General features: G+C 45.4%; 12 protein-coding genes and 4 tRNA genes. 12 read left to right on the top strand and 4 right to left on the bottom strand.

Features of this window, described 5'->3' with window-relative positions; all coding sequences use genetic code 11:
* Positions 1–13 precede the first annotated feature (13 nt).
* The 12 genes from rfbA to Xedl_RS05020 all read left to right on the top strand — a co-directional run bounded on the left by rfbA (position 14) and on the right by Xedl_RS05020 (position 9,400).
* Positions 14–895: a glucose-1-phosphate thymidylyltransferase RfbA gene (rfbA, locus tag Xedl_RS05075; RefSeq protein WP_074022750.1), complete on the top strand. Its 882-nt coding sequence runs from the start codon at positions 14–16 to the stop codon at positions 893–895.
* Positions 873–1,601: a dTDP-4-amino-4,6-dideoxy-D-galactose acyltransferase gene (gene rffC / locus Xedl_RS05070; RefSeq protein WP_074022749.1), complete on the top strand. Its 729-nt coding sequence runs from the start codon at positions 873–875 to the stop codon at positions 1,599–1,601. The genes rfbA and rffC overlap by 23 nt, the downstream gene beginning before the upstream one ends.
* Complete coding sequence (rffA, locus tag Xedl_RS05065; RefSeq protein ID WP_074022748.1) at positions 1,588–2,718, top strand: dTDP-4-amino-4,6-dideoxygalactose transaminase; 1,131 nt, start codon at positions 1,588–1,590, stop codon at positions 2,716–2,718. The genes rffC and rffA overlap by 14 nt, the downstream gene beginning before the upstream one ends.
* 1 nt (position 2,719) lies before the next feature.
* Positions 2,720–3,970: a lipid III flippase WzxE gene (wzxE, locus tag Xedl_RS05060; protein ID WP_074022747.1), complete on the top strand. Its 1,251-nt coding sequence runs from the start codon at positions 2,720–2,722 to the stop codon at positions 3,968–3,970.
* Complete coding sequence (locus tag Xedl_RS05055) at positions 3,967–5,079, top strand: TDP-N-acetylfucosamine:lipid II N-acetylfucosaminyltransferase (protein WP_074022746.1); 1,113 nt, start codon at positions 3,967–3,969, stop codon at positions 5,077–5,079. Before wzxE ends, Xedl_RS05055 begins: the two co-directional genes overlap by 4 nt.
* A 2-nt stretch (positions 5,080–5,081) precedes the next feature.
* On the top strand, positions 5,082–6,509 hold the full coding sequence (wzyE, locus tag Xedl_RS05050) for an ECA oligosaccharide polymerase (protein WP_074022745.1): 1,428 nt from the start codon (positions 5,082–5,084) through the stop codon (positions 6,507–6,509).
* Entirely contained in the window at positions 6,496–7,233 is a 738-nt protein-coding gene (gene wecG / locus Xedl_RS05045) for a lipopolysaccharide N-acetylmannosaminouronosyltransferase (RefSeq protein ID WP_074022744.1), read from the top strand. Before wzyE ends, wecG begins: the two co-directional genes overlap by 14 nt.
* 193 nt (positions 7,234–7,426) lie before the next feature.
* Entirely contained in the window at positions 7,427–8,800 is a 1,374-nt protein-coding gene (gene thrP / locus Xedl_RS05040; RefSeq protein ID WP_074022743.1) for a bifunctional threonine/serine APC transporter ThrP, read from the top strand.
* Positions 8,801–8,970: 170 nt separating this feature from the next.
* A tRNA-Arg gene (locus tag Xedl_RS05035) sits at positions 8,971–9,047 on the top strand.
* Positions 9,048–9,122: 75 nt separating this feature from the next.
* A tRNA-His gene (locus Xedl_RS05030) sits at positions 9,123–9,198 on the top strand.
* A 15-nt stretch (positions 9,199–9,213) separates the two neighbouring features.
* Positions 9,214–9,300 (top strand) — tRNA-Leu (locus Xedl_RS05025).
* 23 nt (positions 9,301–9,323) lie between these two features.
* Positions 9,324–9,400, top strand: a tRNA-Pro gene (locus Xedl_RS05020).
* A 782-nt stretch (positions 9,401–10,182) separates the two neighbouring features.
* Here the strand turns inward: Xedl_RS05020 and hemY are convergent.
* Genes hemY through hemC form a run of 4 tightly spaced genes read right to left on the bottom strand, consistent with a single transcriptional unit; the run spans position 10,183 to position 14,277 of the window.
* The gene (gene hemY / locus Xedl_RS05015; protein ID WP_074022742.1) at positions 10,183–11,388 is read right to left on the bottom strand and encodes a protoheme IX biogenesis protein HemY; all 1,206 of its coding nucleotides are present in this window, start codon (positions 11,386–11,388) and stop codon (positions 10,183–10,185) included.
* A 2-nt stretch (positions 11,389–11,390) separates the two neighbouring features.
* Positions 11,391–12,578 (bottom strand): uroporphyrinogen-III C-methyltransferase, encoded by a 1,188-nt coding sequence (hemX, locus tag Xedl_RS05010; RefSeq protein WP_074022741.1) that lies wholly within the window; start codon positions 12,576–12,578, stop codon positions 11,391–11,393.
* Between the two features lie 20 nt (positions 12,579–12,598).
* A complete protein-coding gene (gene hemD / locus Xedl_RS05005) occupies positions 12,599–13,339 on the bottom strand; it encodes a uroporphyrinogen-III synthase (protein ID WP_074022740.1) in 741 nt (246 codons plus the stop codon).
* On the bottom strand, positions 13,336–14,277 hold the full coding sequence (hemC, locus tag Xedl_RS05000) for a hydroxymethylbilane synthase (protein ID WP_074022739.1): 942 nt from the start codon (positions 14,275–14,277) through the stop codon (positions 13,336–13,338). Before hemC ends, hemD begins: the two co-directional genes overlap by 4 nt.
* Positions 14,278–14,366 lie beyond the last annotated feature (89 nt).

The following is a 14,366-nucleotide window of genomic DNA, read 5'->3' as shown; positions in this document are numbered from 1 at the left end:
TCAGGGGGAGCAGATGAAAGGAATTATACTGGCTGGGGGCTCTGGCACCCGTTTGTATCCAATAACACGTGGCGTATCAAAGCAGTTATTACCAATTTATGACAAGCCGATGATTTATTATCCGCTGTCAGTTTTAATGCTGTCGGGCATACGCGATATCCTGATCATCTCGACACCGGAAGATTTACCCGCTTTTAAGCGATTGTTAGGCAGTGGCGAACAATTGGGTATCCAACTGAGCTATGCCGAACAGCCTTCACCTGATGGTCTGGCGCAGGCATTTCTGATTGGCGAAGCATTTATCGGCAATGATGCGTGTTGTCTGGTTCTGGGGGATAATATCTTTTTTGGTCAGGCATTTAGCCCGAAATTGCAACAAGTCGCTGGCCGAACAACAGGAGCGACAGTATTCGGTTACCAGGTGATGGACCCTGAACGGTTTGGCGTAGTGGAATTTGACGAGCAATATCGGGTACTTTCCATAGAAGAAAAACCCATACAGCCTAAATCCAATTGGGCGGTGACTGGTCTCTATTTTTACGACAACAAAGTCGTGGATTTCGCCAAACTAGTGAAACCTTCTGCGCGCGGAGAACTGGAAATCACCAGTATTAACCAGATGTATCTGGAATGTGGTGAATTAAATGTTGAATTATTGGGGCGCGGCTTTGCCTGGTTAGACACAGGGACTCATGACAGCCTGATTGAAGCCAGTACTTTTGTCCAGACCGTCGAAAAACGGCAAGGTTTCAAGATTGCCTGTCTGGAAGAGATCGCATGGCGGAATGGCTGGCTTAGTGATGAACAATTGAAAGCGGCGGCCGTGGATTTGACGAAAACAGGCTACGGTAACTATCTGATGAACTTGCTCAATGTCTATTCACGCCAACCTTGAACCCTTAACTTGGGATAGCCAATTTTTTGGTTTATCCACGGCTCGCCTGAATTTTTCGCCAGAAGCAGCGGCATTGACGGCGGTTGATCTGGATCGATATGAATTGGTGCAGGCCAAGGTTACTGCCCAACAAACGGGCATTATCGATGAACTTTCTGCCTTGGGCTTTTCTCTGGTTGAGGGTGAGGTAGATTTACGTTTAGCGATTGAGGCGGGGGATATTTCTGGCATTCATACGGGAAAGGAACCAATTTCTGCAAAACAAGAAGATATCCCCGTATTGAAGGCGGTGTCAGCCCGTGTATTTACGTCTAGCCGTTTCCGTGAACCTTGGTATCAACCGGAGGACAGTGGGAAATTCTATGCTGCCTGGGTTGAAAAAGCCGTTTTGGGCACATTTGATCACCAATGTCTGCTTATCAATAATGAATATGGTCAAATAGTGGGCTTTGTCACCCTAAGGGACATAGGTAACAGTGAAGCACGTATTGGCTTATTGGCTGCTGTACCAGGCCATCATCATCAAGGGATTGGCAAAAAATTAATGTCGGCGGCGCAACAGTGGTGTCATAACCATCAGATACAATGGCTGAGAGTGGCTACGCAAATCAGCAATATCACTGCCTTGCGTCTTTATACACGCTGTGGTGCCACCATTGAGAGCACCGCATATTGGTTATACAGAGGACGAAATGATTCCATTTAATAAACCACCCATAGTCGGCACCGAACTTGAATACATGCAACAGGCAATGGCTAGCGGTAAGTTGTGTGGAGATGGTGAATTTACCAAACGTTGTGAAGCGTGGATGGAACAGCGTTTTAATTGCCCGAAGGTATTGCTGACGCCATCTTGTACCGCTTCACTGGAAATGGCGGCAATGTTGTTGGATATCCAGCCAGGTGATGAAGTTATCATGCCGAGCTATACCTTTGTTTCGACCTCCAATGCCTTTGTTCTGCGTGGTGCAACCATTGTGTTTGTGGATATTCGCCCTGATACCATGAACATTGATGAGAACAAGATTGAAGCCGCCATTACAGAGAAAACCCGTGCTATTGTACCGGTGCATTATGCGGGCGTGGCCTGTGAAATGGATACCATCATGGCACTGGCGAAAAAATATAACCTGTATGTGGTGGAAGATGCTGCACAGGGTGTTATGTCCACCTATAAAGGGCGTGCACTGGGCACGATTGGGCATATTGGTTGTTTCAGCTTTCATGAAACCAAAAATTACTCAGCCGGTGGTGAAGGTGGGGCGATATTAATCAATGATAAATCCATGATTGCCCGTGCCGAAATCATTCGGGAAAAAGGCACTAACCGCAGTCAATTCTTCCGTGGACAAGTAGATAAATACACATGGCGTGATATTGGTTCCAGCTATCTGCTGTCTGACCTGCAAGCGGCTTACCTGTGGGCACAACTGGAACTTGCTGAAAAAATCAACCAACGCCGCCTGACCTTGTGGGATAACTACTATCAAGCCCTGAAACCGTTAGCAGACGCTGGACATTTGGCTTTACCCATTGTCCCAGAAGGTTTGGAACACAATGCCCACATGTTCTATATCAAGCTCAAAGATGTGGAAGAACGCAGCGCATTCAATAGTTACATGAAAGAGAATAGTATCCTGAGCGTATTCCACTACGTGGCATTGCATACCAGTCCCGCAGGTGAAAAATGTGGCCGTTTCCACGGCGAAGATCGCTTTACCACCCACGAAAGTGACCGCTTAGTTCGCTTACCGATGTTCTACAACATCATTGATACAGAACAGCAAATTGTTATCGATCGTATCAAGGAATTTTTCGCCTGATATGTCACTTGCTAAAGCTTCTATTTGGACGGCAGGCTCCACACTGATCAAAATCGGTGTGGGGTTGCTGGTCATTAAACTTCTGGCAGTATCTTTTGGTCCAACAGGTGTTGGGCAAGCCGGTAATTTTCGCCAGCTCATTACTGTATTAGGTGTACTCTCTGGGGCAGGGATTTTTAATGGTGTCACAAAATATGTAGCGGAACATCATCAGCAACCGGAAAAACTTAGAGCCATATTGGGCACATCATCCTTGATGATTCTGGGATTTTCGACCTTATTGGCAGTGATCTTCCTTTTATTCAGTGAAATCATCAGTATTAGCTTATTTGGTCACACCCATTACAAAACTGTTGTGCAGGCGCTCGCATTTATTCAAATGGGCATCGCTTATGCCAACTATTTTCTGGCAATCCTGAAAGGGTTCAGAGATGCTAAGGGAAACGCGTTAGCCATTATTTTGGGTAGTCTGACAGGCATGTTGGCTTATGGCTTCTGCTATTGGCTGGGAGGCTATGAAGGGGCATTGGCAGGCTTGGCATTAGTACCGGCATTGGTGGTGTTACCTGCCGGTCTGCTGATACTGCATCGCAAGGTGATTACATTTTCTGTCTTGAAGCCTATGTGGGATCGTGCAGTTGCCAGTAATTTGGGCAAGTTTACCCTTATGGCGTTGCTGACCTCCATTACATTGCCTGTTGCTTACGTCATGATGCGAAATTTACTGGCAACGCGTTATAGCTGGGAAGAGGTTGGGATTTGGCAGGGAGTAAGCAGTATTTCGGATGCTTATTTACAATTTATCACTGCCTCTTTCACTGTCTATCTATTGCCGACTCTTGCTCGTCTGGAGAATAAGCAAGAGATGACCCGCGAAATTGTGAAGGCATTGAAATTTGTCTTGCCTGCTGTCGCTGCTGCCAGTTTCTCTGTCTGGTTGTTGCGTGATTTCGTGATTTGGCTGTTATTTTCAGACAAATTTATCGCTATGCGGGAGCTGTTTGCGTGGCAGTTAGTGGGCGACGTGTTGAAAGTTGGCGCTTATGTTTTTGGTTATCTGGTGATAGCGAAAGCTGCACTGCGTTTTTATATATTGACTGAAGTGAGTCAGTTCCTTTTACTGACGGGTTTTTCCCATTGGCTGATACCCGCCAATGGGGCATTGGGGGCTGCCCAGTCATATATGGTAACTTACATTGTTTATTTCATTCTTTGTTGTAGCGTATTTATTATTTACCGCAGGCGAGCATGACAACCCTAATTCACGTTTTGGGATCGGATATCCCACATCACAATCAAACGTTACTGCGTTTCTTTAATGACGTCTTGGCACAGGAAATACATTTTTCCGCCAAACCGTGTTTTATGGTGGTGTCTAAAGACCACACATGGCTATCAAATTACCCTAATTTGACTATTTCTCTTTATAACAGCAAATCTGCCTTGTCGCGGGCAGTAGTAGAAAAAGCGAAGGCAAACAGAACAGTCCGTTTCTTTTTCCACGGGCAATTTAATGCGGCTTTGTGGTTGGCTTTATTAATGGGAAAAATTAAGCGGCATCAATTCTTCTGGCATGTTTGGGGAGCCGATCTCTATGAAGAATCCCGCCAACTAAAATTCCGTTTATTCTATCTGATTCGTCGTTTGGCACAGAAGCGGGTGGGGCATATTTTTGCCACGCATGGTGATCTCAGGTACTTTTTCCAGAAAAGTTCCCAATATGGTGCTCCGTGTTCAAATCCGGCCAAACCGGATGTGCCATCATCATTGCTCTATTTCCCGGCTCGGATGGAGCCTGCGCTGACAGTGACGGAGAAAACCTTCTCACCGGAAGGCATTACCATCTTACTGGGAAATTCGGGGGATCAATCCAACCGTCATATTGCAGCCTTGCAGAAGATCTACCACCAGTTTGGTGATGAGGCAAGGGTGCTAATTCCAATGGGCTATCCTGATAATAATCAAGCCTATATCCAGAGCGTGGAGCAAACTGCTTTGTCGTTATTTCCAGCGCAAAATGTTCGTATTCTGAAAGAGCAAATCGCCTTTGATGAATACTTGTCATTGTTGCGCCAATGCGATTTGGGTTATTTCATTTTCAATCGGCAGCAAGGTATTGGAACACTTTGTCTGTTGATTCAACTTGGTATTCCGTTTGTTCTGAGCCGTCAAAATCCATTCTGGCATGATTTAACGGAACAGCAGATCCCTGTTCTGTTTGACGGTGATGAGCTTAATAAACACTGGGTGCAGGAAGCACAGCGCCAGATGCTGTCCCTCGATAAAAAGGCGATTGCTTTTTTTGATCCCAATTTCATTGAGGGGTGGAAAACCGCCCTGTTGGATGCATCTGGAGAGTAGCAATGACCTTGACACAATTCGGTGGGCTTTTTGTTGTTTACGTGATTTCGGTGACTTTTATCCTGACCTTGACGTATCAGGAATTTCGACGTGTCCGCTTTAATTTTAATGTCTTCTTCTCATTGTTGTACCTGCTGACATTCTATTTTGGTTTTCCATTGACCAGCCTGCTGGTATTTCAGTTTGATGTGGCAGTGGTGCCGGTAGATTCATTGTTACATGCGATGTTGGCGTCTGGTTGTTTTTATGCCATTTATTATGTGGCTTATAAAACACGCCTCACTTACAAAATAAGGCCTAACGATAAGATAAAACCTGAAAACTTAACGGTGACTACGCCGCGTAAACCCCTATTTACGATGAATCGGGTGGAAACTAATTTGACCTGGTTACTACTTGCCGGCATTGCTATCGTGACGGTAGGTTCGTTCTTTATGCAGAACGGTTTTTTGCTGTTTAAGTTACAGTCCTATAGCCAGATATTTTCCAGCCAGGTTTCCGGTGTGGCGCTCAAGCGATTTTTCTATTTCTTTATTCCTGCCATGCTGGTTGTTTTTTTCCTGAAACCAACCAAAGCACGATGGTTGTGCTTTTTGGTAGGAACGGTGGGGTTTGGCATTCTGACCTATGTGATCGTGGGGGGAACACGAGCTAATATCATTATCGCGTTTGCATTGTTCCTGTTTATCGGGATCGTTCGTGGCTGGATCACGCTGTGGATGTTGTTTACTGCGGGCGCAATGGGAATTGTCGGCATGTTCTGGTTAGCATTGAAGCGCTATAGCCTGGAAGTCAGTGGGGCAGAGGCATTTTATACTTTCCTGTATCTCACGCGGGATACTTTTTCGCCGTGGGAGAATTTGGCACTGTTGCTGGATAATTACGGCAAAATAGATTTTCAGGGGCTGGCACCGATTATCCGTGATTTTTATGTTTTCATTCCCAGTTGGGTATGGCCGGACAGGCCCAACCTGGTCTGGAATACCGCTAATTATTTCACCTGGGATGTGTTGAATAACCGCTCTGGTCTTGCGATTTCCCCAACACTCATTGGTTCTCTTGTGGTGATGGGGGGAGTATTTTTTATCCCTCTGGGAGCGATTGCAGTCGGTTTTATTATTAAATGGTTTGACTGGATTTATGAAGCAGGAAAACAGGAAAGCAATCGCTATAAGGCAGCAATTTTGCAGGCTTTCTGCTTTGGCGCCATCTTTAACATGATTGTCCTTGCCCGTGAGGGGGTAGATTCTTTTGTTTCTAGGGTTGTGTTCTTTTGTATTGTCTTTGGCCTGTGTCTGGTTGCGGCGAAATTGCTGTATTGGCTGTTTGAAAGTGCCGGGCTGATTCGAAAGCTTGTGGTCAGTAATCTGGCTACTTCGCGAAAAACATCGGTTATTTTGGATGTAAGGAAAAAAAATGGCGTTGAATAACATTCCTAAATACCGCATTCGTGGTCTCAATCTCTGGGGATTCCGCGGTATGCCGCATTTCCTCGACCACCTTTTCCTGAATGGACAGGTAAAAACAGGTACATTGGTTGCGATTAACGCAGAAAAAGTACTCACAGCAGAGAAAGACAATGCACTGAATACATTGCTGGATGAGGCCGAATACTTATACGCAGATGGTATTAGTATCGTACGTGCCATTCGCCGCAAATATCCTGATGCGGATGTATCGCGTATTGCGGGCGCTGATTTGTGGGAAGCCTTGATGGAGCGGGCTGGGCGTGAAGGCACGCCGGTCTTTCTCATCGGCGGAAAACCCGATATCTTGGCGCAGACTGAGAACAAACTGCGTACCCAGTGGAATGTCAATATCGTGGGCAGCCAGGATGGATATTTTACGCCAGCAACGCGTGATGATGTCTTTGAGCGGATTCATGCCAGTGGCGCGGTGATTATTACCGTAGCAATGGGATCACCCAAACAGGAGATCTTTATGCGTGACTGCCGCAAGGTACATCCAGATGCACTGTATATGGGCGTTGGAGGAACCTATGATGCCTTTACTGGTCACGTTAAACGTGCACCGAAAGTCTGGCAGAATCTAGGCCTGGAGTGGTTGTATCGCTTGCTCTCCCAGCCAAGCCGTATCCGTAGGCAGATAAAGTTGTTGAGATTCCTTGGCTATTATTACGGCGGTAAGCTCTAATCCCGAAATTTCTCTGTTTCTACCTGCTGCATTAAGTATATGCAGCAGGTTTTTGCTTTATTTTTATAATTTTTTTATTTCACTGATCGGCAAAACGTGTTTTGATCCCAGCCTTTTTTACAACGATTGATTATCAATTCCTGTATTTTTCTGTTTGCAAGTATAGACATCATAAAAGTGGATAGGGAGTTTTATGAGTGATTCAAAACAGAGCCTGCAAAGGGGACTTGAGGCACGTCATATTGAGCTGATTGCGCTAGGTGGCACCATCGGCGTAGGGCTGTTCATGGGATCAGCCAGTACCTTAAAATGGGCCGGCCCTTCTGTTTTGCTGGCTTACATTATTGCTGGGCTTTTTGTCTTTTTCATTATGCGTTCCATGGGAGAAATGTTGTTCCTTGAACCTGTAACGGGTTCATTTGCTGCTTTTGGGCATAAATACCTAAGCCCTTACTGGGGGTGCCTGACCGCATGGGGTTATTGGTTCATGTGGGTTTCTGTCGGGATCTCAGAGATTACTGCCGTTGGCGTCTATGCTGAATTTTGGTTTCCGGAATTGCCCCAATGGGTTTCGGCACTGGTAGCGGTTGGATTGGTTGCCTTGGCAAACTTGGCCGCGGTAAGGCTGTATGGTGAGTTGGAGTTTTGGTTTGCCATGATCAAAGTCACAACGATTATTGTGATGATCCTGATTGGCATTGGTTTGATTTTTTTCGGTTTGGGCAATGACTGGCAACCTATTGGTTTGGATAACCTGACTTCACATGGTGGTTTCTTCTCCGGTGGATGGAAAGGCTTTTTATTTGCTCTTTGTATTGTGGTTGCTTCCTATCAGGGAGTAGAGCTGGTTGGTATTACTGCTGGTGAAGCAAAAAAACCACAAGTTACCCTTAGAAAAGCGATCAACAATATTTTGTGGCGTATCCTGATTTTTTATGTTGGTGCCATTTTTATTGTTGTAACCTTGTTCCCGTGGACAGAGGTTGGAGCACATGGCAGCCCGTTTGTGATGACTTTTTCTAAAGTCGGTATTGCTTCTGCGGCCGCGGTGATTAACTTTGTTGTGCTAACTGCTGCGTTGTCAGGCTGTAACAGCGGAATGTACAGCGGTGGCAGAATGCTGTATGCCTTGGCGCAGAACCGTCAATTGCCTGCTTCATTGCTGAAGCTGTCGAAAAATGGTGTGCCGGTAAAATGTATTGCAATTACCATTGGTTGCTTGATTGCAGGTTCCAGCCTGAATTATCTGATACCAAATCCACAGTCAGTATTTGTTTACGTTTATAGTGCCAGTGTATTGCCGGGTATGGTGCCATGGTTTGTGATTCTGGTCAGCCAATTGCGTTTCCGTCAGCATCATGAGGAAGCCATAAAACACCATCGGTTTAAATCGATTCTGTTCCCTTATGTCAATTACCTGACATTGATTTTCCTGTGCTGTGTATTAGTGGGGATGGCAATTAACCCGGATACACGTTTCTCACTGATAGTGGGGGGAATATTTTTACTGATCGTGTCATCAGTTTATTGGTTGATGACATTGTATTCACCTAAAAAATCGATATAGTTTATTGATTGTTTTTCAATCAATAAACTATTTGTGGTAATACTGCGGTGGAAAAGTGCTGGCTTTATCAGCTAAATGAGCAAAGCATAATCAAACGCATCATTTCTTTTAAAAAAGCACTGGACAGTACGACATTAAATCCGTACTATCCTCCACCGCAACGGCGTTAAGCGCCCGTAGCTCAGCTGGATAGAGCGCTGCCCTCCGGAGGCAGAGGTCTCAGGTTCGAATCCTGTCGGGCGCGCCATTTAAAGCGTGCAAGAGCAGTGGTAATGGGTTATCGTGGTTCGACGTTGTTGTATGTAAAAAGATAGCTGTTATGGTGGCTATAGCTCAGTTGGTAGAGCCCTGGATTGTGATTCCAGTTGTCGCGAGTTCGAGTCTCGTTAGCCACCCCATCTTTTTTATGAAACGCGAGGGTGGCGGAATTGGTAGACGCGCTAGCTTCAGGTGTTAGTGTCCTTACGGACGTGGGGGTTCAAGTCCCCCCCTTCGCACCATAAGAAAGATAAAAAATATATTTCGGCGAGTAGCGCAGCTTGGTAGCGCAACTGGTTTGGGACCAGTGGGTCGGAGGTTCGAATCCTCTCTCGCCGACCAAATTCTGAGAAATCCCTGCTATTGCGGGGTTTTTTCTTTCTGACGACTTCTTCGTTACTTTATTTTTTCCTGTTTTTCCTGCTGAAAAAAATTTTCCCTTTTTATTTTCTTTTCTGTTAATTTCCGTTTGATTTTTGATTGGCAAATTGAATGCTATAGTTGTTATCAATCCATTAGCATTATGTTTTAAAAGCTATTTTTGTATTGGTGTTGTATTTCAACGACAAACCGCATCACTGAATGTCTCAAATAGGAGACACTCAACTACATGATTTATATTTACTATATGTGAATCACTCAAATGGCGTCTCAAATGAGAGACGGTATTTTTAACGATATTTGGTGAAAATTAAGTTTTCTATTATGGAAAGCCAGTCAAACCTTGGGTAAGGAAAATTTATCCTGGTTGAAAAAGTTGGCACGTAAAATGCAGAATTAAAATCGTAGATACTCATCCTATTCCTTATGACAGCATATGACTTCATAAACCTCAGGATGATGTAGAGCTGATTGTCGGTGCCTATGGTCCACGTTATAGATGAGTTAGTATTCTGTCTTTTCATCGCAAACCGGACACAACGTTGAGTGAGGCACCATCCGTCTGTAGACCTGATTGGTATTTATACACCTGTCTCCTTTGATAGGTGTTTTTTTTGTCTGTAGAAAAGTGAGAATAGACTTCAGGAAGTTTGCCATTAGATCAAGTGGTGAATGTACCTCGGTTAACGACTCAATTGCATCCATACAACATTCATCGTTAACTGAGGTGTTGTTACGCGCTTTTATGCTTCAATGTCGCTATCACGTTTCAAGGTCAGCATAAAACCCTTATTACGGATTTGCGTGGCTTCTTCACGCTTTTGCAATTTGTCCAGTGCATCGGCAAGCCATGCGTAATCATGGGCATCTGGTCGCTGTGCAAGCGCTGCTTTAAATGCCGATTCAGCATTCGCCCATTTACCATGGCGCAAGGCAACCTGTCCCAGTGTACTATTGAGCAATGGAGTTGCACCGTGTTGCTTTAACAGGTGAGAGAGGGTCTTTTGTATGGTTTCAGAATCATTTACCTTGAGATGGGGGATTAATAGCAGCAAACGTTCATCATATTGCTGTTTTAATCCGTCCAAAATAATTTGTTGGGCAGTCTCGTGATCATTGCATTCAATCAAATGCTCAGCCATGGCGACTTGCAACACAATGTCATTGCGAATTTTGCGGCTTTGATCTTTCCACCATATTTTCAGCCCCGTACTGCCTTTCTCTGCCATAACCTGATTCATTAATCCGATATAGGCTTGTTGACGCAATTTAAAGATCTCTTCTTCATTGTGCAGATTAACTTTCAGCATAGAAGGCAAGATATCAATCAGGGATTGATAAGCGCCTGAAAGAGAGTAAGCCTGTTCCGCCAAGCGCAATACTTCGGGGTGACGAGGGGCATGATCCAACAGTTTGTCCACGCCAACGCGTGCGGCATGAATTTCACCTTGTGCCAGTTGGACGCGGACACGGGTAATATCGACAGGGAGCAGGTCTTTATCAGCAACTTCTGCCGCTTGTTCAATATATTGGTTAGTGTGGAAATAATCACCACGTCGTTGAGCCGCCTCTGCCGCCAGCAGATAATTCACGACAGGAAGTTCTGCATGGTCAGCGTTGCGCGCCATCAGTCGCTCAACTTGTTTGAAGTCTCCTTCGGCGAATTTCAGCAGTGCCTGTTTAGTTTGTGAACGAGCACGATTACGTTTATATCCGCCAAAGAGCCAGCTATGGGTAGATGTGCTGGTACGTTTTAAGCGACGATAACACCAGCCGATAAAAATCAGCAGGAATTGGAGCAGAAGGAAGATAATCACCAGACCGGTGATACTGGTGGTGATATTGGACTTATCCGTTTGAATCAAAACATATCCTTGATGACCTGACATCAAGGGGCCAACTACGATCCCCACAATAAGGATAATGAACAGCAAGAATATTTTCAGCATGTTCAGTTCTCCTCAACGGGGGTTTTTGCCTGATCGGTGGTTTCTGTTGTTGTCGACCTTGGTTGTGTTTCAGGCTGAGGATCCGTTTGGGATGGCTTGGAATGCGGTAAGTTATAGATACGCTGACGAACCAGCTCTGCCAATATTGGTTGGCTGCTCAGTTGTTCAGGAACATCAATGGATAATGGTCTCTTTTGCAGTGAAACAACATTTTTTAAAAAGTTTTCTGCCTCAGGGTAAGAAGTATCAAAATAAGATTTCACCCAAGATTGAACATTTTCCAATGCATCCTGATAAATTTTAACTTGATGGCGAGGAACCGCCTGTGCAGCAATCAGTAACTTGGCGCGAATGTTCTCGCGCAGGTAGACACCTTGGTTAGGTGCCAGCAGTGGCTCTTTGCTGTTATCACGTGGGGTAATGGTAACGAAGTTATCCATAAAGCTGTGCCAACTATTGCTCAGGTTCTGACGCCAATCAGAGAGGGAAGCCGTGATCTCATGATCGTTTGCTTTCTCTGATGTGGTTTGTTCCACTTTATTGGCAAGATGTAAGTGATCGACTTGGTTTGATAGCTGATTTAGCATCAGGATTATACCGTCTAAGTCAATCTGCTTGATTTTGGTCAGGGAATCGATATCCGCCATGATAGCTTTACGGGCATAGAGCAGGCTGGGATCATCCATTTCAGCCAGGTTCTGGTCGGCATCTTTCAGTAAGGCGATGGCAGTGGTGATATCCTGTTCGCTCCACACTTTTCGACCCGCCATCTTAACAAAAGAGCTTGCCTGCGCCAGCCGCCAGTTTTCGATATCCGTATTTGAAAATGCCGAAACACGGTTTTGAAGCTCAGCAATGCGACCATCCAGCCGCTGGTTTTGTGAGTTGGCTTGTTGTACGGAATCCTCCAGCTCTTGGAGTTTGGCGCCAAAGTTTTGCTTATCGGCAGACTGCTGTTGTGTCAGAGAGGCAATTTCTTGTTGAAGAACGAGATTTTCGGCTTTTAATGCCGCATTCTGTTGTTGACCATGATAATAAATATAAAGACCACCAACACCTATCGCCAAAGAAATGGCAATTGAGAGCGTATTACCCACCCATCCATAACTCTTGGATTTATGGGGAGCCGTTGCAGGCTGCTGAGGACGTTTTGTCTCAACCGCATCGGTAGATTGTTTTTGTTCCGTCATAGTGGACATCCCATATTAATTTATTCCAGCGCCTGGATTAAGGCGTCATTATCGGCACTCTTGGCTACTTTTATTGTTTGCCAGCCCAAGGTTTGGGCGATATCAGCAAGACGTTTACTGACCACAATCAGCGTGCAATTCAGTAACCATGCTTTTCCATCGCTATCAGTTACTAAGTTATATAACAGTTGCAGCATTTCGCCACTTGTAACAACGAGGGTTTTTATACCACATTGCTGCCATTGACGACTGAAATTGGCTCTATCATATTTGACTGGCTGGCGTGAATAACATTCACAGTAATCTACTTCACCTCCACGCCGCCTTAATGTGGAGGCCATCACTTCACGGCCGCCATTGCCTCGTAGCAATAAAATCTTTTTATTGCTCATTGTCTGTAAGGTGGGGAGTTGCAGTAGATCTTCACTGGTTTCACCCTGTTTAGAGTAGGTGATTTCCAATCCAGTTAATTGATGAAACATCAGGGAAGTTGATTTGCCGATCCCATAATAGGATAACTGTTCAGGCCATGACTGGCCTGCTTGAATAAGCTGTTCATTGGCATAATGAACGGCATTTTTTGATAATAGAAAAACCAGATCTCCCGCAGATAACCATTGCAATTTTTGTGACAGGAATGGCAAATCTGCCCCCGACCGGATTTCGATGAGCGGGGCGCTGAAGGCTGATTTTCCAATAGACCGCAGTCGCTTGACCAATTCCTCTCCTGCGGGGACAGGGCGGGTGATCAGAATGCTCATTCCGGTAGGTTCCTCTGGTATACGCTCGACAGGATCTGGCGTGCGCCTTTCTCCAATAACTCTTCCGCCAGCATGATACCCGCTTGACGGGCTTCTTCTGGTGATATCCTTCTTTCACCGCGTACGATCACTGTGCCATCAGGAGAACCCACTAGCGCGCGTAGCCAAATGTTCTCTCCCTGCCAGATGGCATAACTGCCAATGGGTACCTGGCAGCCTCCTTCAAGGCGGGTGTTCATTGCTCTTTCAGCAAGAACACAAACTTCTGTTTTTGCGTGGTTTAAGGGTGACAGCAGTTCACGGGTTTGCTGATCATCGAGCCGACACTCAATTCCTACCGCCCCTTGGCCGACGGCTGGTAGCAATAATTCAGGTTCTAATGGCATACGAATGCGTTCTTCCAGCCCCAACCGTTTCAACCCCGCTGTTGCAAGAATAATGGCATCATAATCGCCGTTATCGAGTTTATTCAGACGAGTACCGACATTACCGCGTAAGTCACGAACAGCCAGATCAGGACGTAGCTGACGAATTTGGCACTGGCGGCGTAAACTGGATGTACCCACAACACTGCCAGCGGGTAGCTCATCAAGCGAGGCGTATTTTACTGAAACAAAAGCATCCCGTGGATCATCCCGTTCGCAGATTGTGACCAATCCCAAACCATCAGGAAATTCGACAGGGACATCTTTCATGGAGTGGACGGCAATATCAGCCCGTTTCTCAAGCAGAGCCAGCTCTAATTCCTTCACAAACAACCCCTTGCCTCCCACCTTTGCCAATGGGGTATCGAGGATAATATCGCCGCGTGTCACCATTGGAACCAGCTCTACTTGCAGTTCTGGATGAAAGTATTTCAGTTGCTGTTGAACATATTGCGCTTGCCACATAGCTAATGGGCTTTGGCGGGTAGCGATGCGAATGGTTTTCATTGTCATGGATAAATATATTAGATAAGTGTATTGGGTGACTGTATTAACTCATGATTTCTGTATTCTTCATCTTTCAATTTAGTTGCTTTATTGAC

Source organism: Xenorhabdus eapokensis (assembly GCF_001908105.1).
This window is presented reverse-complemented; position numbering and strand designations above follow the sequence as displayed.

Excerpts from the sequence above, each read along its gene's own strand:
- hemC (WP_074022739.1), bottom strand. The coding sequence starts at position 14,277 with ATGACAATGAAAACCATTCGCATCGCTACCCGCCAAAGCCCATTAGCT.
- rffC (WP_074022749.1), top strand. The coding sequence starts at position 873 with ATGTCTATTCACGCCAACCTTGAACCCTTAACTTGGGATAGCCAATTT.
- hemD (WP_074022740.1), bottom strand. The coding sequence starts at position 13,339 with ATGAGCATTCTGATCACCCGCCCTGTCCCCGCAGGAGAGGAATTGGTC.
- hemY (WP_074022742.1), bottom strand. The coding sequence starts at position 11,388 with ATGCTGAAAATATTCTTGCTGTTCATTATCCTTATTGTGGGGATCGTA.
- wecG (WP_074022744.1), top strand. The coding sequence starts at position 6,496 with ATGGCGTTGAATAACATTCCTAAATACCGCATTCGTGGTCTCAATCTC.
- Xedl_RS05055 (WP_074022746.1), top strand. The coding sequence starts at position 3,967 with ATGACAACCCTAATTCACGTTTTGGGATCGGATATCCCACATCACAAT.
- wzxE (WP_074022747.1), top strand. The coding sequence starts at position 2,720 with ATGTCACTTGCTAAAGCTTCTATTTGGACGGCAGGCTCCACACTGATC.
- rffA (WP_074022748.1), top strand. The coding sequence starts at position 1,588 with ATGATTCCATTTAATAAACCACCCATAGTCGGCACCGAACTTGAATAC.
- wzyE (WP_074022745.1), top strand. The coding sequence starts at position 5,082 with ATGACCTTGACACAATTCGGTGGGCTTTTTGTTGTTTACGTGATTTCG.
- hemX (WP_074022741.1), bottom strand. The coding sequence starts at position 12,578 with ATGACGGAACAAAAACAATCTACCGATGCGGTTGAGACAAAACGTCCT.
- rfbA (WP_074022750.1), top strand. The coding sequence starts at position 14 with ATGAAAGGAATTATACTGGCTGGGGGCTCTGGCACCCGTTTGTATCCA.
- thrP (WP_074022743.1), top strand. The coding sequence starts at position 7,427 with ATGAGTGATTCAAAACAGAGCCTGCAAAGGGGACTTGAGGCACGTCAT.